The sequence below is a fragment of the Leptolyngbya sp. NIES-2104 genome, assembly GCF_001485215.1.
Lineage (GTDB): Bacteria > Cyanobacteriota > Cyanobacteriia > Leptolyngbyales > Leptolyngbyaceae > Leptolyngbya.
This window is the reverse complement of record NZ_BBWW01000002.1, coordinates 281050-299467: the sequence shown is the minus strand read 5'-3', so window position 1 is coordinate 299467 and position 18418 is coordinate 281050. Positions and strand designations below refer to the sequence as shown.

At 46.7% G+C, this 18418-nt stretch carries 21 protein-coding genes; 12 read left to right on the top strand and 9 right to left on the bottom strand.

Translation table 11 applies throughout. The annotated features are described in order from the left end of the window. Nucleotides 1-3: 3 nt before the first annotated feature. Nucleotides 4-762 (bottom strand): tetratricopeptide repeat protein, encoded by a 759-nt coding sequence (locus NIES2104_RS28700; RefSeq protein ID WP_225895338.1) that lies wholly within the window; start codon nt 760-762, stop codon nt 4-6. Nucleotides 763-1050: 288 nt separating this feature from the next. Between NIES2104_RS28700 and NIES2104_RS28695 the strand changes: the two genes are divergently transcribed. Then, nucleotides 1051-1413, top strand: coding sequence for a hypothetical protein (locus tag NIES2104_RS28695; RefSeq protein WP_059002340.1), 363 nt, complete (start codon nt 1051-1053; stop codon nt 1411-1413). Nucleotides 1414-1456: 43 nt separating this feature from the next. Here the strand turns inward: NIES2104_RS28695 and NIES2104_RS28690 are convergent, their stop codons facing one another. Together NIES2104_RS28690 and NIES2104_RS28685 are read right to left on the bottom strand one after the other, a co-directional pair. Further along, on the bottom strand, nt 1457-2377 hold the full coding sequence (locus NIES2104_RS28690) for a cation diffusion facilitator family transporter (RefSeq protein WP_059002339.1): 921 nt from the start codon (nt 2375-2377) through the stop codon (nt 1457-1459). A gap of 34 nt (nt 2378-2411) precedes the next feature. Continuing rightward, nucleotides 2412-2813, bottom strand: a complete 402-nt coding sequence (locus NIES2104_RS28685; RefSeq protein ID WP_059002338.1) for a metalloregulator ArsR/SmtB family transcription factor — start codon at nt 2811-2813, stop codon at nt 2412-2414. A 247-nt stretch (nt 2814-3060) separates the two neighbouring features. Between NIES2104_RS28685 and NIES2104_RS28680 the strand changes: the two genes are divergently transcribed. The 7 genes from NIES2104_RS28680 to NIES2104_RS28650 all read left to right on the top strand — a co-directional run bounded on the left by NIES2104_RS28680 (nt 3061) and on the right by NIES2104_RS28650 (nt 6490). Continuing rightward, nucleotides 3061-3588: a YidH family protein gene (locus NIES2104_RS28680; protein ID WP_059002377.1), complete on the top strand. Its 528-nt coding sequence runs from the start codon at nt 3061-3063 to the stop codon at nt 3586-3588. A 63-nt stretch (nt 3589-3651) separates the two neighbouring features. Further along, entirely contained in the window at nt 3652-3915 is a 264-nt protein-coding gene (locus NIES2104_RS28675; RefSeq protein WP_059002337.1) for a metal-sensitive transcriptional regulator, read from the top strand. Between the two features lie 422 nt (nt 3916-4337). Beyond that, the gene (locus NIES2104_RS28670; protein WP_059002336.1) at nt 4338-4595 is read left to right on the top strand and encodes a hypothetical protein; all 258 of its coding nucleotides are present in this window, start codon (nt 4338-4340) and stop codon (nt 4593-4595) included. An 80-nt stretch (nt 4596-4675) separates the two neighbouring features. After that, on the top strand, nt 4676-4903 hold the full coding sequence (locus NIES2104_RS28665) for a hypothetical protein (RefSeq protein WP_059002335.1): 228 nt from the start codon (nt 4676-4678) through the stop codon (nt 4901-4903). Between the two features lie 51 nt (nt 4904-4954). Next, nucleotides 4955-5530 (top strand): hypothetical protein, encoded by a 576-nt coding sequence (locus NIES2104_RS28660; protein ID WP_059002334.1) that lies wholly within the window; start codon nt 4955-4957, stop codon nt 5528-5530. Continuing rightward, nucleotides 5527-5955 carry a hypothetical protein gene (locus NIES2104_RS28655; RefSeq protein ID WP_059002333.1) on the top strand — a complete coding sequence of 143 codons (429 nt, stop codon included), beginning with the start codon at nt 5527-5529 and terminating at the stop codon, nt 5953-5955. Before NIES2104_RS28660 ends, NIES2104_RS28655 begins: the two co-directional genes overlap by 4 nt. A gap of 19 nt (nt 5956-5974) precedes the next feature. Then, complete coding sequence (locus NIES2104_RS28650; protein ID WP_059002332.1) at nt 5975-6490, top strand: hypothetical protein; 516 nt, start codon at nt 5975-5977, stop codon at nt 6488-6490. Nucleotides 6491-6504: 14 nt separating this feature from the next. Here NIES2104_RS28650 and NIES2104_RS28645 read toward each other — a convergent pair whose 3' ends face one another. Beyond that, a complete protein-coding gene (locus NIES2104_RS28645) occupies nt 6505-7020 on the bottom strand; it encodes a metallophosphoesterase family protein (RefSeq protein WP_082690168.1) in 516 nt (171 codons plus the stop codon). Nucleotides 7021-7137: 117 nt separating this feature from the next. On the opposite strand from NIES2104_RS28645, the gene dnaX reads away from it, so the two are divergent. The 4 genes from dnaX to NIES2104_RS28625 are packed head-to-tail and all read left to right on the top strand — an operon-like array spanning nt 7138 to nt 12347. Continuing rightward, nucleotides 7138-8487: a DNA polymerase III subunit gamma/tau gene (dnaX, locus tag NIES2104_RS28640; protein ID WP_059002331.1), complete on the top strand. Its 1350-nt coding sequence runs from the start codon at nt 7138-7140 to the stop codon at nt 8485-8487. Nucleotides 8488-8499: 12 nt separating this feature from the next. Continuing rightward, nucleotides 8500-9672 carry an ATP-binding protein gene (locus NIES2104_RS28635; RefSeq protein ID WP_059002330.1) on the top strand — a complete coding sequence of 391 codons (1173 nt, stop codon included), beginning with the start codon at nt 8500-8502 and terminating at the stop codon, nt 9670-9672. Beyond that, the gene (locus NIES2104_RS32535; RefSeq protein WP_059002329.1) at nt 9635-11320 is read left to right on the top strand and encodes a hypothetical protein; all 1686 of its coding nucleotides are present in this window, start codon (nt 9635-9637) and stop codon (nt 11318-11320) included. Before NIES2104_RS28635 ends, NIES2104_RS32535 begins: the two co-directional genes overlap by 38 nt. Continuing rightward, nucleotides 11253-12347 carry a DNA sulfur modification protein DndB gene (locus NIES2104_RS28625; protein ID WP_072218263.1) on the top strand — a complete coding sequence of 365 codons (1095 nt, stop codon included), beginning with the start codon at nt 11253-11255 and terminating at the stop codon, nt 12345-12347. Before NIES2104_RS32535 ends, NIES2104_RS28625 begins: the two co-directional genes overlap by 68 nt. A 443-nt stretch (nt 12348-12790) precedes the next feature. On the opposite strand, the gene NIES2104_RS28620 is transcribed toward NIES2104_RS28625, so the two are convergent. The 5 genes from NIES2104_RS28620 to NIES2104_RS28600 form a co-directional block, all read right to left on the bottom strand. Beyond that, on the bottom strand, nt 12791-13414 hold the full coding sequence (locus NIES2104_RS28620) for a hypothetical protein (protein ID WP_059002327.1): 624 nt from the start codon (nt 13412-13414) through the stop codon (nt 12791-12793). 584 nt (nt 13415-13998) lie between these two features. Further along, a complete protein-coding gene (locus tag NIES2104_RS28615; RefSeq protein ID WP_059002326.1) occupies nt 13999-14931 on the bottom strand; it encodes a DUF4351 domain-containing protein in 933 nt (310 codons plus the stop codon). 58 nt (nt 14932-14989) lie between these two features. Beyond that, on the bottom strand, nt 14990-16165 hold the full coding sequence (locus tag NIES2104_RS28610; protein WP_059002325.1) for a hypothetical protein: 1176 nt from the start codon (nt 16163-16165) through the stop codon (nt 14990-14992). A gap of 2 nt (nt 16166-16167) precedes the next feature. Continuing rightward, entirely contained in the window at nt 16168-16452 is a 285-nt protein-coding gene (locus NIES2104_RS28605) for a hypothetical protein (RefSeq protein ID WP_059002324.1), read from the bottom strand. Between the two features lies 1 nt (nt 16453). Continuing rightward, on the bottom strand, nt 16454-18280 hold the full coding sequence (locus NIES2104_RS28600) for a hypothetical protein (RefSeq protein WP_059002323.1): 1827 nt from the start codon (nt 18278-18280) through the stop codon (nt 16454-16456). Between the last annotated feature and the right edge of the window lie 138 nt (nt 18281-18418).

The window sequence follows — 18418 nt, the reverse complement described above, 5'->3', positions numbered from 1 at the left end:
AGTTTACCGTTGAAGCTGTTGAATATAGGACAGTGTTTCTTGATAACTTTCTTGGTTTCCTTGTTGTTGAAATAGCTTTGCAGCCGTTTGCAGATCTTGTAGTGCTGATGCCTTATTTCCAGTTTGAGCATACAGTAATCCACGATTCCCATATGCTTCTGCTAAGTTTGAATCCGCTCGAATGGCTGCGGTGAAATCTGCGATCGCGCCATTGACATCTTTGCTCTCAGTTCTTGCTTTTCCTCGGTTATAAAACGCATCCGCATAGTTCGGACGCAACTTAATCGCTTGGGAGAGATCTGTAATCGCTGACTTCAAATCTCCCCGTCCTGCCTGCACCACACCACGAGTATTAAACGCCTCTGGATAGTTAGCTTGCAGTCGAATCGCTTGAGTCAGATCGGCATAAGCATTCTGCAAATCACCGATGTCCGATCGCACTTCACCCCGGTTATAAAGTGCTTTCGGATTGTTCGGCTCTAGTTTTACCGCTTGCTCAAAATCTGCGATCGCTCGCTGAGGATTGCCAGAATCATGCAGTGCTAATCCCCGGTGAAGATACGCATCGCCGTACTTTGGACTCGCTTGAATGGCTTGCGTGTAAAGTGCGATCGCGCCGGATAAGTCGCCTTGCTGAGCGCGTTGCTTACCCTGATTCACAAGATTGACGCTTTCAGTAGGAGTCGAGTTCTGCGATCGAGCCGATGCTTGACCGATCGGAGCAAGAACGCTCACACCTGCGATCAAAGCAGAGGTCAGCATGAATTGATGAATCAAATGCATAAATTTCACAATCTCAACACCAGAATTCTAGAAAGAATCAAGACGCTGCGCTATAATTTCGGAATTTACGGAGTGAAGTTTTATGAAGTTTGTGAAGTTCAGCATCAATACCGTCGTGATTAAAGGATGAAGTTGAAGCCGTAAGGTTATTTCTGCCTTAGTTCTGAGTTGTGGTGAAAAAGTTTACTCAGCGATACGTTTTTTCATCGTTCTTTCATTTGCGGAAGGCAAACTGATAAATATCATCCTAAATAGAGGACAGCCCACATGAATCAGTTAATCACTGCGGCATCAATGTTAGTTGCAACATCTATTGTTTCGGTGGGTGCTGCGATCGCAAGTCCGATCACCGTTAGCGGTCAGCCTGAGATCTGGAAATTCGGTCAGTCCCGAACCATTCAAGCTAAACCAGTGGTTCAACCTACCTCAGATGCTCAAGATTCTAAGCCTCAAGCTGCGGTGGACAAAGGCGAAGTGAAATCGATCGACGTTCAACCGCCTGCTGCTCCTGTTTCCCGATCGAACTCCTGTACTGGCGACGCTGCCTCTGCAACTCCGCCTGTCGTAAATAATCGACACCATCTCCGCAATGTCGTATGGCGCAACGCGAGAATGGCTTGCACTCGCTAGGTTTCTCAACGTCGATCGCAGTCTACGTCCCTGAAGTCCGACTTTAGGGATTTTGTATTTCGTCTCTTCGCTCCAAGGTTTGATCCGCCCAAGACGTGGGATCTTCTAATGGCTCTAGATGCGTAATGATGTGCGTTCCGGGAAGAATTTGGGCGATCGATAATTCAAGTTCCTCACACAAATCATGACCCTGCTGTACTGTCCAGTCTCCAGGCACTAAAACGTGAAAAGATACGAATCGACGCGATCCTGCAACCCGCGTTAACAGGGCATGGAATTGAATGCCGTTTTCTTGATAGGGAATGAGCCGATCCATGATCATTTGTTGCTCATGAGCAGGCAGAGATCGATCCAGCAATCCTGATCCGGTTTCACGCAACAATTGAAATCCTGCCCAAATAATGTTTGCAGCTACAATCAACGCAATAATTGGATCGAGAACTAGCCATCCGGTTAACTTCACAACAAGGATTCCGATCACGACTCCGGCTGAAGTCCAAACATCGGTAAGTAAGTGATGGGCATCGGCTCGTAAGGTAATCGATCGCAATCGTCGTCCAGCGCGAAGTAAAACGAAAGCAACACCGCCATTAATCGCAGTTGCTGCCAGTGACAGTGCAAGCCCCAATCCGACTTGCTCGATCGGCTGTGGGTCAAACAGTCTTCCCCAAGCAGCAATGGCAATACTTACCGCAGCAACCATAATCAAAGCACTTTCCAACCCACTCGAAAAATACTCAGCTTTGGAATGCCCAAAAGCGTGTTCAGCATCGGGTGGTTTAGCAGCAAAAGAGAGCGCCCAAAATCCGACCAGTGCGGCAATTAGATTAATGCAAGATTCCAGCGCATCCGACAGCAATCCGACTGAGCCAGTCAGGAAATAAGCCGACGCTTTTAGCGCGATCGTCACACTTGCAGCCACGATCGATAGAACAATGTAGGAGCGGGCAGATTTAGCACTCATGCGTGAATTTTATCGTGAGATTTGCCAGCGAAAATCAGGCTTCTGGCTCATCTAAATGCTCGACCACTTCCCGATATAAATTCACCACATGATGGTCTGCCAAACGGTAATAGATATTTCGCCCTTCCCGACGATAATTCACCAGTCGCATCGCTCTCAGCGCTCTAAGCTGATGTGAGACAGCCGATTCTCCCATCTTTACGACCACTGCCAAATCACAGACGCAGAGTTCCTGTAAAGCCAAAGCCGATAGTATTCGCAGTCGATTCGGGTCTGCTAGCACAGTAAAGAACTCTGCCATACGTTGTGCCTGTGAAGTAGACAATACAGCTTGTTGCACCTGACGCACATTCTCTAAATGCACCAAATGAGTTTCACAGCTTGGAGCATCGATCTTTTGAGAACGTGGCTGTTTAGAAGAGTTAGGCTTGCTCATAGACTGGGGCAATAAGACTAGAATCACAGATTGAATCTTCAGTATACGCAAGGAATGGGAATCATTCTTATCGATGAGCAGTCGTTCAGATTACGATCGGTATTCTGTAGTTCTAATTTCGCGATCGCTGACCATACGGAAATATTCTTGGCGTTTCAAGATGTCCTCAAACGACTTTCCATCCTCAGCAAGATGTGAATGAGATGCAGAGGTTTTAAGCTGCACCGTTTTCTATGTAAATATGGCAATGAACGATCCAAAAATCGATCGACAGCGTGAACATCAAGCGAACGAACGTACCTTTCTCGCGTGGCTTCGCACCTCGATTGCTCTAATTGGCTTCGGATTTGCGCTAGCTCGATTTGGGCTTTTTCTCACCCAATTGAACCTGAGTCTGACTCAACGGAATGCACCCCTGCATCCCTTGTTCAATTCGCAAAATCTGGGGCTAAGTTTGGTGGTTTTAGGAATCGTGACGATCGCGCTTGCGGCTTGGCGATACAATCAGGTCTTTTGGCAGATTGAGCGCGGTGATTATCGTCCAGATCGGTCGCTCGTTTGGGTGATGACTGGAGCCGTGATTTTACTAGGCGGCTTGAGCATTCCGTTAATTCTATGGCGCGATCGAGAACCGACTCCAGCCCCTCAAAAGTCGTTGAACCGTCAAACGTTGCGAAACTTGAACGAGAATAGTCGAACACGAAGTGCCGCGAAGCGTTCGCACACCAAGACATTTCTACTATTTCTGGCACGACATCAGAATTCTTCAAGATAAAAATTTTCAGCATTTAGTTTCGACCTAAGATGAAGTATACAGATCCCCCAGAGGGGTATTCTTATGCCTCATGCCCAACAGCAACAAGTGTTGAATCGTCTAGCTCGGATCAAAGGACATATTGAGGGAATTCAAGGAATGATCGAAGCGGATCGCTCCTGCCCAGATGTGGTGCTACAACTGGTTGCGGTACGTTCTGCCCTAAATAAAGTCGCCCAGATTGTCCTACTCGATCACATCGAACACTGTCTAATCGAGGCTACCGAAATGGGTGAGTTTGAGGGAGAACTGAAAAACTTTGAGAAAGCGTTAGATTTGCTGATTTAGCAAAAGCGGCATGAGAAGAATTTGTGTCCTATCGCGAATTTGTAGATTTTCAGCGATTTTTCATTCAAAATCGCTAGTTTGAGATCGATGCAAGTTCTACAACGAATTTCAGACTCTCAAGTGACAGCGACAGCGATTGACCCTGCTGCCCATCATACTTATTGCGACAACTATAAGCGGAGCGTAAGATTCATATAGCAAAGAGCTTATCGTTGTCATTCATAGGTATCGTTTTGCGATCAATCAAATTCAATGCCAACACTTGAATAAGTAAATCAAGAAAAAATTAGAAAACCAGCAATCGCTTTGTCAAAGTGCAACGTTAGCAAGAAATTTTCCTGAGAGTAGAAATTTCAAATTAACGACGTTTGTTGATTCTCTCAAGTCATTGCTTGGGAGAAATTTTTCTTGGAGATTGAACTATGAGTCACGCTTCCAACGATTCTTACAGCATTCCAGTTCTCAACCAACAAGTCACATTACCGCAGTTCGCTTTTTTCCAAGTTGTGAGAGTGAAGTCAACCGGAGAAATTGCCACGATTTTGGGCATGAAGTACGACTCTGACAGTCAACAATCTGAAGATCAGAATGGAGAATGGCTTTACCTGCTAGATGGACTAACACAACTAACATCCATCTGGTGGGAATCCAATCAGCTTCGCAGTCTCGATCGTCGTTAGTGCTTCTCATCGTATTTCCTTGAGCACCTGACTCAGGGAAATACTGCTTCTACAAAGTTGTTGAGCATCAGAGGCAATAGATGAATCAAGATTTCTCTCAACGATTAGCGGCTCGTCAATTCAGTGAAGTAGAGCAGTTGTTGAACTACATTGAGCAGACCGCGATCGATTCAGAAAGTACTCCGATCGCTCCTGATGAAGTTGAGATCGTTACTAATCTCATCATTCAGCGTTTGGTATTGCAGCACCCTTGCCTTGATCAAACCATTCAAGAAATCTTAGATGATTTACGATTTAGCGCGTACTAGGTATTTGAACACCAGACAATTCGCTGACCTGTTGAAATTGGAGCTAGAGGCATGTCTCATCAAAAACGGCGCTCTCGTTCGCCTAAAAAGCAGCTAACAGAGAAGCAGCTTTTACTGATTCAACGAAGCAGATCAATTAAAGCATCATTGCTAAGAGCCTTATCGATTGATATTGCAGCACTTTATGACATTCATCCTCGACGAGAAGAGAGCAATTCTTTAGAACTTCGGCAAGGCAACCGTAATGCTCAGGATGCTCCCACTGGACAGTCTACCAGCCAGGTCATTGAGGAGCAGAATCGTTCCTTACCCTCAGAAATCACTGAAGAACAGTTGCTTGAGTCTGACTTGCAGCAAACCTTAAGCCGAGGAAGTGATGAACTTCAAAGAGAACCAATGATCATGCTGCTAATTTTTCGATTGTTTGCATTTTTCATTGGTTTATTGATTCATCATGCTGTTCGCTCGTATTTCTCCAACCAATTAGTCGTTTTACTGGGAGTTGCGATCGCAGTTAGCAGCATGAGCATCCTTGTAACGGTCGTTCTCATGCCGTGGAATCGCAAATTACTGTGGAATTTGTTCAGTCTATTTGGAGGGCTGCTATTTGCAGTCATCTTGCTATGAAACGATCTTCTAAGCATCGAGCCTTTCAAATTTGGATTGTGATCCTCGTACTGATTGCGATCGCGATTGCAGCAGTACGACTAATCTGGGAGTACGACCCTCGATCTATCTTGTCCCTTCGTCCAGTCGATTCAATCGAGAATCAATGCACAGAAATGATTGCTCCTGATGCACTGCTCAATCGAAATCAGATTTTGAAGCTAATCAGTCTAGCAGAGCCGATCAGCAAAGCCAGAGTGCGAGCAATCCTTAAAGCTCCTTACTGTAAGTTGGAAGCGATCGCGATTCGAGCAGGCGTTAAATCTGAGCGAGAAGCTTACCTTCTAGATTATGATCCGACACTTTGGGTAATTGTTCTCTATGAAGGCAACACTTTCGTAGGCGTTCGGATTGCTCCACGAAACGGTTCATGTCCTTCAAGGTAATTGCGGAATCGATCGATCGTTGACGAACACTGAGGCAGAATTAGTGATGAACGAAGGCTTTTACATTCAAGTGACCGATGAACCAGACTCTCCATTTGCTGAACTATTAGAACGATTTCCAGAAGGATTTCCAGCATTGATGTTAGCAGACCAGATTAGCGGCAAACTGTACCCTGCACGATTCAAGCGATCGAAAAGTGGTGATATTTTTTGGTTACTGGATCGCCAACAGCTACGGCTTGATCAATGGGTTACGTTGGACATTCTGCATGGTCAATGGATTGAGTGCGTCTGGGTCAATTGGGAGCTATATGCTGAACTGACTGGTGAGTTGAATTCAGAGGATCGCTCTAACGATGAAGAATTGCTTTACCCACTACTGGTAGAAGTGCCTAATATCCCGATCGTTCTGTTTGGAACCTGCTTTGGCATCTCCGAACGTTGGGTTGAGAAGAATGATCCTCGGATTCAACGAATGATTCAGGCTCAAGAAGTGCTACGCTTCACAGAAAATCAAATTGAACCTAAGAAATGATATTGAAACGCTGCTCAACTTAGCCCTAGCGGAACTTCTGTATCTAGCAAATTGATCACTTGCGCGTGAACGATCGCATCTTTAACGTACAAACAAGCCACAGAAATTGACAGCTTAAATCGTCTCGGTCCTGCACTGCCAGGATTGAGGAACAACATACCTTCTCGTTGCTCTAGGCTCGGTTTGTGCGAATGTCCACTAATCACAACTTGAATCCCTGCTGTTTTTGGATCAAGCTTGAGATCCTTAGCGATGTGTAGCAGGTGAATTGTTACGTTTTCGACTGTAACTGTTTCCGTTTCTGGAATGGTCTGTGCCCATGCTCCTGTATCGTTGTTACCTCGCACAGCAACGACCGGAGCAATGGTATTCAATTCCTCAAGAATCTCTAGCTTACCGATATCTCCTGCATGAAGAATCAAATCAGAGCCAATCAACGCCTCGATCGCTTCTGGACGCAGCAAGCCGTGCGTATCCGAAATTACGCCAATCTGAGTTCCTCTTTCCGGTCGCCGTTTGCTGTTCATCATGCCTTAAACGCTCGTATCTTTTGTCAACTGTTGAGACTCAGCAGTTGCAGAATTCATTTTAGCTCTAATTCCAGAGCAGCAATTTGTACTTAAGGCACATTCTCTACGGAGGGTTCCATGATCTATCAATCCTTTCATCAAAAGTATCGTCCGCAGACCTTTGCAGAATTAGTTGGGCAGGACGCGATCGCGCAGACGCTTACTCATGCAATCCAACAGTCTAGAATTGCCCCTGCTTATCTATTTTGCGGTTCTCGTGGCACAGGCAAAACTTCCAGCGCTCGCATTCTATCGAAGTCGCTGAACTGTCTTCGATTCGATCGTCCAACTCCTAACCCTTGTGGAATCTGCGAAGCCTGCCAAGCGATCGCTCAAGGCAATGCTTTAGATGTGATTGAAATCGATGCTGCTAGCCATACTGGCGTTGAAAACGTGCGGAATCTGATCGAACGCGCCCAATTCGCCCCAATACAGTTACGGATGAAGATTTTCGTTTTGGACGAGGCACATATGCTGAGTACCTCTGCCACCAGCGCCCTACTCAAAACTTTGGAGGAACCGCCAGAGCGAGTCGTATTTATTCTAGCAACCACTGAGCCGCACAGTCTTTTACCCACGATCATATCCCGCTGCCAGCGATATGATTTTCGACGGATCAAACTTGAGCCAATGGTTAAACACTTAAGCGCGATCTCAACTCAAGAGCAGATGACGATCAGCGATACAGCCCTGCACTTGATTGCCCGACTCTCGCAAGGTGGATTACGAGATGCGGAAACGCTGTTAGAGCAATTAAGCATTCTTGGTCAATCCATTTCGACCGAACAGGTTTGGGAGAATGTTGGAGCCGTTCCTGGTGAGCAATTGATTCATCTAGTCGAAAGTTTGCTATTTCCGAAAGAGCATTCGATCGAAACATTACTGGTGCAAATTCAGCAATTACTGGATCAGGGCCAAGAGCCGACCGCGATCGTTCAAGGACTACTGCGATTGCTGAAAGACTTGCAGATTGCTCAAACCCTGCCCGATTGCTTTGACCTTGCCACTGTGCAGCCTGAGATCTGGCAACATCTCGCCCAGATGAATTCGATTAATGGCAGTCGTCTTGCTCAAATGCGATCACACCTGCGAGAAGCAGAAGCACAGCTTTCTCAAACAAGCCAGCCAGCTCTCTATCTGGAATGCTTGATGCTCGATCTAGTTACTAAGGCGACTTCGGTCGCACCAGAACAACCTAACATTCCACTCGATCTCGTCACGACTTGGCAAAGCGCTTTAGACAAACTTTCGGGCAATCACCGTCCCATCTTTCGACAAGCACAACTCGTTCAATGTACATCAAATAGCGCAACGATTCGCTTTCGAGCAGCATCCTTCTTGAACTTAGCAACAAACTATCAAAGCTCGATCGAGCAAGCACTATCACAAGTTCTCGGTTATCAAGTTTCCGTTCGCCTTTGCGTTTAGGAGGATCAATCTATGTCTGTTCTCAAACCGCCAATTGGGCAATCAATGGCGATCGCTCAATTAGAAGCTGCAATTGCTCAAAATCGGCTTGCCCCTGCTTATCTGTTCACAGGTTCCGATGGCATCGGTCGAAAACTCATGGCTCGTTGGTTAACTGGGCAGCTCCTACACAACTCAGATGCAATAGCACATCCAGATATGCTGTGGATTGAGCCAACTTTTACCCAAGATGGGCAACACTATACTTTCTCAGAGGCAGAACAGAATGGATTTATCGCGAAATCAAGGCTGCAAATTCGCATCGATCAAATCCGACAAATTGCTGCATTTGTGCAACAACCTCCTTTACTGGCTTCACGATCTCTGATCGTCATTGATGGAGCAGAAACAATGTCCGAAGCCGCCGCCAATGCACTTCTGAAAGTGTTAGAAGAACCGGGACGCGTCACCGTCATTTTGATTGCGTCGGCTCCAAGTTCTCTCTTGCCTACAATCCGTTCCCGTTGCCAGATCATTCGTTTTAAGCGCCTAAATTCTGAGTTACTCGTTCAAGTCTTGCAGGAGCTTTGTCCAGACCTGATGCAGTATCCAGATCTGATTTGCTTTGCTCAAGGTTCACCTGGAAGAGCGATCGCGGCATGGGAAATCTTACAGCAAATTCCAAGATCTGTAATCGATGCGCTTAACCAGAGTGATCGTCTCATTTGGGAGTGCTTTTCTCTATCACAGCAAATCCAAGCTCTCGATTTTAGCCTGCAACTATGGTTACTGAATTTTCTTCAATTCCAAACTTGGCAGCAGTCTCGTTGTAGCAAGGTTTTTCACAAATTTGAACAGGCTCGAGCTTATCTAATACAGCACTGTCAGGCTCAACTGGTTTGGGATTGCATGCTCACGTCATTGTCCAAAATTCAGTGGGAGTTGCCATCGATCGTGCAAGCGTCATGCCAGCAGATCTCTTCGCAATCGTCTCCGTGTCCAGAACCTAAAGTTTCATCTGATTTGGTGAATGTCGCACCGCAATCTGTTCTTGAATTCTCTACTCGAATTGGAGGACGGCAAACTGACTTATTTGAGGCGTTTAGCGCAAAGCGCAACTCCGAAGGAAACGCACTCAACAAGTCATGCTCTAACTCCTCAATTGATTATGGCAACTCTCCCTCTAGTACTATTCAATCCCTTTGAAACGGTTCAGTTTACAGAGTTACTACGATCGCTTAATCCAAATTACTTACCGCACATTCTCTCGATGGGCTGTGGTATTGATTCTCTATCTCTACTGATCGAGTATATCGAGAATCCAGAATCGCGAGACTTCCCACTTGAGAATCTGATTGTCGTTCACGCCGTTGTTGGGGGTGAATCGATCGGAACCAAACGCCTGATGGAAGAAGTTTTCTTTCCGTTCTGTCGGCAGCACAACATTTGGGTGATTCAAGTTTGTCGCAACGGCGAGTATGAGAAAGACGGCATTACCATTCTTGCATCAACTCGCCAGCCAACCAAGTTTTACCTGCGCGGTGATTACTGCCTGTTCACTCACCTAATCATGAGCGGAACAGTTCCGCAGCGCGGCGGCAATGGACGGCTTTGTACGCTCAAATTCAAAGGCTGGGTGATTGATGTCGTTGCACTGCTCTTATTCAGAGATTCTCCCCGACAACGGTACATCGGGTTTAATGCTGACGAAGCGAAACGGGCAAAGATAGAAAGCAGCGCCGATGAAAAGTCACCTTACTATCTGATTGGCTATAACGCTGATGAAACTGGGCGACTGAAAGATAAGAGCTTCGGCAACCAGCAAGCTTATGATTACGCGATCGGGTTTAACGCCGATGAAGCAGGACGAATCAAAGAAAGCCAAGAGCGTCGCCAAATTTTCCGCTTTCCATTGATTGAAATGGGTCACGGGCGGCAATGGTGCGAAGCACGGGTAAATGAATTCGTCACTCGCTTCACGCAGGGACGGATTACCCAAGGTAAAAAGTCTTTCTGCGTGAATGGTTGTCCATTTTCCGAATGCAACGGCAAGAAACGCCAGCGAGGAAATAACACTCATGGCGACTTACGCCAGGATTGGCTGAATGAACCTGAATATGGTGGAGAAGCTGCATTCATGGAACACATAGCAATAGCTATCAACGAACATCAACCACTGTACGTCAAGCAGCTTGTTCTTGAGATTTTATGTGAGACGCGGAATTATGCTGCGATCGCGCATTACGAACGCTTACTAGCAGGAGCATGGATATCGTTGGTCATTCCTTCTTATGAGCGACTGATTGCAGATGCGATTAATGTTCAAGCTAACCGAAAACAAACTAAAAAACCGGAATCACAACGCATTGCAGAATTTATCGAGCGAACAGAACAGCAAATTGACTATTTGAATCAAGGCAAGACCTGGGCAGTCTATCTCGTCCGCCGGATGTTCACCCGTCATTCTGATTTAGCAAAGAAAGATCCTAAACCTTTCCGGCAGACGCGCATTCTGTTTCAGGGAGAGCAAGCGGAGTGCGATCGCTATCTGAATGAACTAGCAGACCACTACGACACAGTGCTTCAACTCAATAAGCTCTCCAGACGCTTCTGGACAATCAAGCGACCCACAGGCAAGAAACCGCCGCGTCCATTTGTCGAAGAAATGCTCGTTGTTTGCCCCGCTGTCGTCATTCAGAAACAGCGCATTGAACCCGCAGAGTATGACCTCAAATGGCTCGGCATCACAGGTACGCATCCACATATCCTTGGAGTTGATACAACCCATGAACAACTCATCTCAAACCGTCGCATTAGAGTCTCCCGAATCAGAGCTAGTCTTAGAAGCCAATGAATTTCTGTTTTGCTGTGTGCGAGGTGTACAATGCCGGAACGACTATTGGATGACAAAGTTTACGTTTGCCCAGATCGAGACATTGATGCAGCCGTTTTTTTCGCGTCCGAAAGAATCTGCCCCTCTGTCTTTAGCACAAAGGACTCTCGATGCTAAGCGATCGAAGAAAATTGCTCGGTACATCATCAATGGTCTGTCGAAGCTGGAAGCGTTTTACATTCTTTTACCGATCGTGATCACAGTTGATATTCCAGAGTGGGAGTGCTACGACTTTCAAGCAATTGATTTAGATATTCCCGGTATCGAGGATTTAGGCTTACTTAGTCTTCCAAACTCTGCTACTTTTTGGATTCCAGACGGGCAGCATCGAGCTTTTGGCTCCATTCAGGCACAACTTGAAGCACCTGGGCTGGTTGCGAATGAAACGATCGGGGTAATGCTCATTCCCGATGCGGGCGGACAGAAGCGCCAGCAAATCTTTCTGGATGCGAACCAGTTTGGCATCAAGCCGAACAAGTCCATCATTTCGCTCTTTGATCATCGGGATCAGTACAGCGAGATCGCACGGGCAGTCTTGACAACTGTGGAGGTGTTCCGCGATCGCACTGCACTGGAAGCCACTAACATTCATCCCAAAAGTGGCGATTATTTCACGATGAATTCCTTGCGGGAGTCCTGCAAACTCTTGCTGATAGATGCAGAAGGGGATTTGCAGCAGGAAGCGATCTCTTTTTGGCAGAGTGTGGCAGAGAATCACCCGCATTGGAAGCTACTTCAGACCAGCAATGATCCAACGCTCCGTCAGCGAAGCATCGGGTTTAATGCGTTGACAATGTGTGCGCTAGCGATCGTAGGGCAGCAGTTAAGGCAGCGGCAGCAGTCTGGCTGCATTGCTAACCTTCATCGAATTGATTGGCAGTTGACTAACCCTGATTGGAACAGTTGCAAGCTGAACAATCGTATTGTTAAGAACAGAGGCACAATCAATACAATGGCGGCTTACATTCTGAATCAAATTACCTCTTGACCAATCATAAGTTCAATCAAATCTGCATCTTTTCGATATGCCTTAAACTGCTCAAGGCCTGGAAACCAAACTAGATAGACTTCGTAAGGCAGTTCAGGGTGTATGGGTCGAATTACCGTTTCGATTCGACCCTGGTACTTTCGCATGACTTGTGCTGCTTGCTCAAACTGCTAAAATTCGGTCTCCTGACCCGCCCGAATAAAAAGTTGTACAACCAAGATGATGCCTAAGTTCATAAGCATCCCGTTATGCGTACCCTAGGAGGAGTTTAACGAATTTGATCCATGATCGACATGTCGGCAATCTGTTCTGTCAATGCTTCGGAGTGAATTTACTGTGTCTAGTCTACGATGATTCAAATTGCCTTGCTGTGAAGTGGGTCTTGGGTGAGCGTGAATTATGGATGAGGGGAGTGCGATCTCTGAAAAATATGGTACTCGCAGCTATCGATCGTCCGCTGCTCTGGTGCGTTGAGCAGTGGGTTCCCAAATGATCTTGCCTGGACCAACCGACCCAGGAAACTGCCAACCCATTTGGGTAACAGTATCAATAACCGCGCATATCAGACTGACAGTGTTTTGCTGCACTTGATCAATGAATTGCCGATCCATTGCGGTATCAACAATCTGTTTCTGGCGATTCACAAAAAATGGAATCGAAGCACCATTTGCATCCGGCGGTCTCCATGATCCGTGACACAGAATATTTCGGAGTTGTGATGCGTTTCGCAGATCCTCTAGAAGCTTATCGAAATTCTCTATTACAGCGCTCGAATTGTCTCGTACTGCCTTTCCATAGGTGTCAATCAAATTTCCCAAAGGATCTACAAGGGCACGTTCTAGCTTGGGCAACCATTCGCTATAAGCCTGATCAATCTCGTTATCTTCATAGGTTCGCGTTGCTGTGAATGCAAAGATCGCCTTCCCTAATATTTCTTCTAGAAATCCGAATGTGGCAACGGTACGCCCCAGACTTTCCCAAAAGGCAGAATCATGAGCGTGGGTGGGGAAATTATCCGGCAAGCCTTTCTGATTGACTTGATACTGCGTTGGCTTTGCGTCGTTCATCTCATTTATTTCGTGAGCTGACTGCTCAACTTAGCTGTTGAACAGAATTTGCTTACTTCCCTTCCGTCTATCTCTCTCAGATAGCTGAATCAGATGGGAACCAATTCCATCTAGCCCATCAAATGGGTAGATTTAAGAGCGATAATAGCCCTAACTATGAAGGTCATTCTTTTTCTTCAGCAAATCCCTATAATTAATTCCTGCCTTGAGCGAATTCTCCTAATCTATCGAAAAAGTTTCAGTCTTACCCTACATAACACCTTCTAAAGCTCATCCCTAAACTTTCAAAGCTGAATTGTGAGCTTCCAGCACTCACCTCATGAGCTTCGGAAGCTCAATCATGAACCTCAGAAGCTGACGCATGAACCTCGAAAGCTCAACTCAGAAGATGGACGGTCGAAGGAAGTCAATGCAAAGCCGCCCTTTAACACCTGAAGAAGGAATAAAGAAATCGCTTCTAACAGAATCGGAGCGCACGATCACTTCGCAGTTCCCAAAGGGATAATTGTACCCATCCTGAACAGGAGTCGCGATCGCAATCTTGCTTTGCCTTAAAAGAAACGGGTTGCTAGAAGCCGTCCGCTCTAATCGTCCAATGACTGTGAAAGCCAAGCCTCCAAGTCTGTTAAACTCCCAAACTCTAATAGCGCTTCCCCTAGTGCTTCTACTTGCTCAATGGAAAGTTGGTCAATGCGATCACGAACTTCAGACGACAAGGTTCCAACTCGCTTGGTGAGCAGACGCAAAACGAGCGATCGCTCTCGTGCAATGCCTTGGTCGATCCCCTCTTGCATCCAACTGGTGACAATCTGCATCACGCCCTCCCTCCGTTCTGGTTCAATTTTAGCAATTTCCGCCTGAAATGCCTGAGTCTCGATCGCATTCAGTTTCAGATACGTGTCTACAAAGCCTGAGATTAATCTCGTCCGGGCTGGATCAAGTTGCAACGTCGCCAATAATCGTAGACACTCGACTTTCACCCTCGGACGGTCTGCGATCGCAATCCGCATCTTGCTCATCAAGGCGGCCGCCACGGGGTTCGGCTGATTCAGAAAATCTCGCCAGTTCAGGCGATTCAATTGGATAGATTTGAAGTTGAATTCCAACACTTTCCAATTGGGAAACTCGACGGTGTAGGTGTGCGGTTCTTCGCGATAAGGCTGGTCGAAGGAGAAGATGACGATTGGATAAATTCGCAGAAGAAACTTTTGGTGCAATCGTGCAAAGTAAAAGAAAATCCGTCGGGTGAAGTGGGATTCTGGGGACGCTTGGGCTTCGAGATGGAAAATGAAAACGGCATCTTCGCCCAGTTGTTTCACTTCCACGAGCAGATCGATAATCTTGTCTTCCCCTGCGGTGAGGTCGGCAAAGTATTCCTGCTGGAGGAACCGAATGGAGTCGGGGTCAATGGTTGCCCGCATCTCTGGCAAAAAGAGTTCGAGAAACTCCAGGAAAAAGGTCGAGATGAGTTCTTTGAACAAACGGTCGTGATCGATCGCATCATTACTACCCGTCATGACAAACCCTACAGAGAACCGACTCGATCATAAAGCATCGCGATCGTAAATTCCGTTGTCAATCTTGAGGCTGAATTTTACTAAATCGGGTCATCAAAGCACGACGACTTTGATATTCTGCCCGCAGTCCTTCAAAGCGTTCGGTAAATTCCACCGGAAGCTTCGCTGTTGCCGAAGGCAATCGCCCCTGATGTTTCGCCAAATCGCGCAAGTCCTTGAGCAAAGTAGTCGCTTCATCATAGTATTTTGGCTGCTTGCGATCGATCAGTTCCGTGACTTTTTGCCACATTTGGGCTTCCTTCGGTGCTAGGGCTTCTAACTCTCGAATTCGCTTTTCCTGCGCCGCATCCTGCTCTTTTCGCTGGCGCTGCGTTCTGAGTTGTTGAGCAGCGGTTCCCAAGTCAGAAAGCCGTCGATATCCGGGTGTCGATTCAGGCTGAGATCGCTCTACCCCCGCCAATTCCTGCAATCGCGTGATCAATTGCAAATCAACCTGTGATTCCCGTCGCACCAGTTTGAGCAGAAATTCCTGCTTCTCAGCCTCAGATAGTGCAGATAGCCAGTTTTCTAAAGGTTGTTCTGTTTTCGGTTCCTTCGGAGTTGCGCTTTGCGCTAAGCGCTGACGCACACTTGCTTGAGCCGCCACCGTCACCCAATCTGCATCGAGTCCAACCCATTCAATAAACGCTTTCAACGGCTCGGATAACTGTCCCAGATTAGGCGGAATAGCAGGCTCAACGGGATCGTCTTCTAAAACATAGCCAGCCAAGTTAGGAGCTACTCGCAACCAGGCGAGATACAACAAGCGCAAATCTCCCTGGAGCAGTTCATCGCGGAGCGGTAGCAAGCGCGAGAGCCACCCTTCCCCTGTCGTCCAAGGTCGCAAGCCCTCTTCATCACTGATTTCAACATCTAGCACCGTGTATTTCGGAGTGGTTGAAATTGTTATTGAATCTGGTAATTCGTAAGGCTGAAACCATTTAGGATCAGCGATCGCTTTCGGGAACCGAAACATCAGCCTCCAAGTACTCCAACTCGCAACATAAAACATGATGTCAAAGTAATCGGTTAAGACCTTTTCCGGATCACCTCGAAAATCTCCATAGTTGTAAACGAAGGTTGCCTGCGTTGAGGTGAGTTGAACCCGACTGGAGAGCTTTTTGATCTCTGCCTGCTCTTTCGCGGTGAGAATGCGATCAACCGTGCGAAATTCGTAATATTGGTACTCACTCATGGTCAATCCCCTCTACCTGACTTGGGAAATGTGATAATTATGTCCTCATATCCCTCAATATCAAAGGTGTGGAACTTGAATTGGCTGGAGATATCGCCGACCACTTTGTACTGAGCGGTGGTTCGCATCGTGAAATTCGTAATCAGGGAAATGCGATCGTTAGTTTGCTCCATTTGCACCGTAATGCTGCTTGGATGATCTGTGAGCCTAGCTGCTGCAAGTCTCAGGCTATCAAAATCCTCTTCTCGCGGCGGAGTTGAAACCACGATCGTGACTTCTACATTCATATCAGTTCAGTCCTAATTCTTGCATCGCTTTCCACAAATTGCTGCGTCGTCGATGCACTTCCCGCCATTGGGTGAGCAGCGTTTCATAGTTGCTAGGAGAAAGCTCCTTCAATGCTGCCATCCAGCGAGCTTGCGCTCCGTACTCAGAGCCTTTAGCAGCCTCTGGTCGGGGCACAAATGCTTTTAGATGAGTCTTCCAATAGTTCATCACCTGATCGAGTAAATCAGGAGGCGCATACTGTTTGAGATAGGCTTGTCGGGATGAATTACTCTCCATTGCAGACTCATTCGGACGAATCACGACTTCGTAGAACCAAGGATGTTGATGTTTTCCCTTGTTCTGAATTTCAATCAAATCTTTGGTCAACAGTTTCAGCACATCGTAGTTCTCGCCTAATTGCCGTTCATCGCCAGGAAGCTGAGACAGCCAATCGGTGATCGTTTGCTGAAACCAAGTTGCGCCCTTTTGGGGATCTGCAATACTGTCGATTAACCAGAGAACCCACCAAGTATCAAGACTTTTAGGTACGCCATAGAGTCTCCAAATTCTGGGTTTAGTTCTACGATCGACATAGTTGCGCCAGGATTGGAACAGCCCTTGATATGTGGAGTCCGAAAGCGGAGTATTAGTGAACGCTTGGAACATTGCTGACCAATCTGACCAATGCGCGATCGCGATCTGCTGAACGGCTAGGGCGTTCGATCGCTCAGTTTGATTTAATCCTGCCGCTACCTGTCGGTAGTAACCTAACAACTGACTTGCATTTTTCTGCTCTTCTGAATAAAGGAAGTTCACAGCCGCGATCAAGAGTGTTGCTTCGGGAGACCAGTCTACCTCCACTCGTTTGAAACTCAACAGCGCCTGAAGGGTTTCTTGAACAATGATCAAACTCTCGCTGTATTTTTGTTCTGCGAGTAAAGCTTCGAGAATGAGCAAGCCATTTTCCCAGCGTTGAGGAATCGTCTGACGTAGACTATCCAAATAGCGTTCTGGAGCATAGCGCTCGATGAGATGCAGATAGAGACGCTGCCAGGAAGAGTAAGTGGAATTTAATTCTTGCTGCCATTGATCTGTCTCTACATCAGTCAGCAGCCCGGTTAGAATACACCGCTGTTCCGATTCAGATAGCTGTGCGAAAAAATCAAAGATAGCATCCCGCTCCAGTTCTATCTGCTCAAATTGTAGTTCGCATTCTCGAATGTGTTGAGCAAACTGATAAGCATCCCAGTTCTGTTGATGAGCAGAGAGCCACTCCCATTGCAACAAGGCATTTGTCAAATGATGTTTCAACAACAGCCCATCTGTGATTTCCACCCAGTCTTCCAGACTAGAGGAGGCTTCTACTTCCACTTCCATCAGGGCTGAGACAAATCCATCACTTGGTGCAAACTCATGCTCAAATGCGGTGCGGAGGAGCGGCTGCATTTGAACAGCAATACCTTCTAGATCTTCCATCAAAGTTGTTGCATCGAAGTAGGGCGGTTCCCAATGTGCTTCTTGGACAATATATTTTCCGTCTTCTTGCGAAGCTTCACTGACGATTTTATTCCAAGCTTTCCAGAGGGTTGCCCAAGTTTGAGCCTGTTTTGCGATCGAAGTCGGTTGGCTGTCATCAGCTTGAGGCGGATCATCAGGAATCGGAGCTAGAATGCGCTGGATCGTTTGCTGCGTGTCTTCGGAAAGTTGAGCCAGCGATCGCGCCTGTAAGTCAGGCGGCAAGACCTCAAGTAGAACATTCAGGAGTTGAGCAATTTCCTGCTGCGTCAATGCACTTAGGATCTGCTGACCAGTATCGAGAGCTTTGGTAGGTTTCTTTTGTCTTGCCATCGCAGTTTCAGTCACTCCATTGCAATTAATCGCTCCTATCCCAAAACTCTAGCTCAAACTTAACCCCTCTCTTATCCTCTTCTCACTTCTTCACCTTTGCTACTCAAAATAAAAAAACAAAGAGTAATTCAAAAAATG

Coding starts and splice junctions, on each gene's coding strand:
- NIES2104_RS28675 (WP_059002337.1), top strand. CDS start 3,652: ATGCCTCATGCCCAACAGCAACAAGTGTTGAATCGTCTAGCTCGGATC.
- NIES2104_RS28655 (WP_059002333.1), top strand. CDS start 5,527: ATGAAACGATCTTCTAAGCATCGAGCCTTTCAAATTTGGATTGTGATC.
- NIES2104_RS28690 (WP_059002339.1), bottom strand. CDS start 2,377: ATGAGTGCTAAATCTGCCCGCTCCTACATTGTTCTATCGATCGTGGCT.
- NIES2104_RS28680 (WP_059002377.1), top strand. CDS start 3,061: ATGAACGATCCAAAAATCGATCGACAGCGTGAACATCAAGCGAACGAA.
- NIES2104_RS28615 (WP_059002326.1), bottom strand. CDS start 14,931: ATGACGGGTAGTAATGATGCGATCGATCACGACCGTTTGTTCAAAGAA.
- NIES2104_RS28620 (WP_059002327.1), bottom strand. CDS start 13,414: ATGAACGACGCAAAGCCAACGCAGTATCAAGTCAATCAGAAAGGCTTG.
- NIES2104_RS28610 (WP_059002325.1), bottom strand. CDS start 16,165: ATGAGTGAGTACCAATATTACGAATTTCGCACGGTTGATCGCATTCTC.
- NIES2104_RS28670 (WP_059002336.1), top strand. CDS start 4,338: ATGAGTCACGCTTCCAACGATTCTTACAGCATTCCAGTTCTCAACCAA.
- NIES2104_RS28695 (WP_059002340.1), top strand. CDS start 1,051: ATGAATCAGTTAATCACTGCGGCATCAATGTTAGTTGCAACATCTATT.
- NIES2104_RS32535 (WP_059002329.1), top strand. CDS start 9,635: ATGGCAACTCTCCCTCTAGTACTATTCAATCCCTTTGAAACGGTTCAG.
- NIES2104_RS28665 (WP_059002335.1), top strand. CDS start 4,676: ATGAATCAAGATTTCTCTCAACGATTAGCGGCTCGTCAATTCAGTGAA.
- NIES2104_RS28625 (WP_072218263.1), top strand. CDS start 11,253: ATGAACAACTCATCTCAAACCGTCGCATTAGAGTCTCCCGAATCAGAG.
- NIES2104_RS28660 (WP_059002334.1), top strand. CDS start 4,955: ATGTCTCATCAAAAACGGCGCTCTCGTTCGCCTAAAAAGCAGCTAACA.
- NIES2104_RS28700 (WP_225895338.1), bottom strand. CDS start 762: ATGCTGACCTCTGCTTTGATCGCAGGTGTGAGCGTTCTTGCTCCGATC.
- NIES2104_RS28645 (WP_082690168.1), bottom strand. CDS start 7,020: ATGATGAACAGCAAACGGCGACCGGAAAGAGGAACTCAGATTGGCGTA.
- NIES2104_RS28635 (WP_059002330.1), top strand. CDS start 8,500: ATGTCTGTTCTCAAACCGCCAATTGGGCAATCAATGGCGATCGCTCAA.
- NIES2104_RS28600 (WP_059002323.1), bottom strand. CDS start 18,280: ATGGCAAGACAAAAGAAACCTACCAAAGCTCTCGATACTGGTCAGCAG.
- NIES2104_RS28605 (WP_059002324.1), bottom strand. CDS start 16,452: ATGAATGTAGAAGTCACGATCGTGGTTTCAACTCCGCCGCGAGAAGAG.
- NIES2104_RS28685 (WP_059002338.1), bottom strand. CDS start 2,813: ATGAGCAAGCCTAACTCTTCTAAACAGCCACGTTCTCAAAAGATCGAT.
- dnaX (WP_059002331.1), top strand. CDS start 7,138: ATGATCTATCAATCCTTTCATCAAAAGTATCGTCCGCAGACCTTTGCA.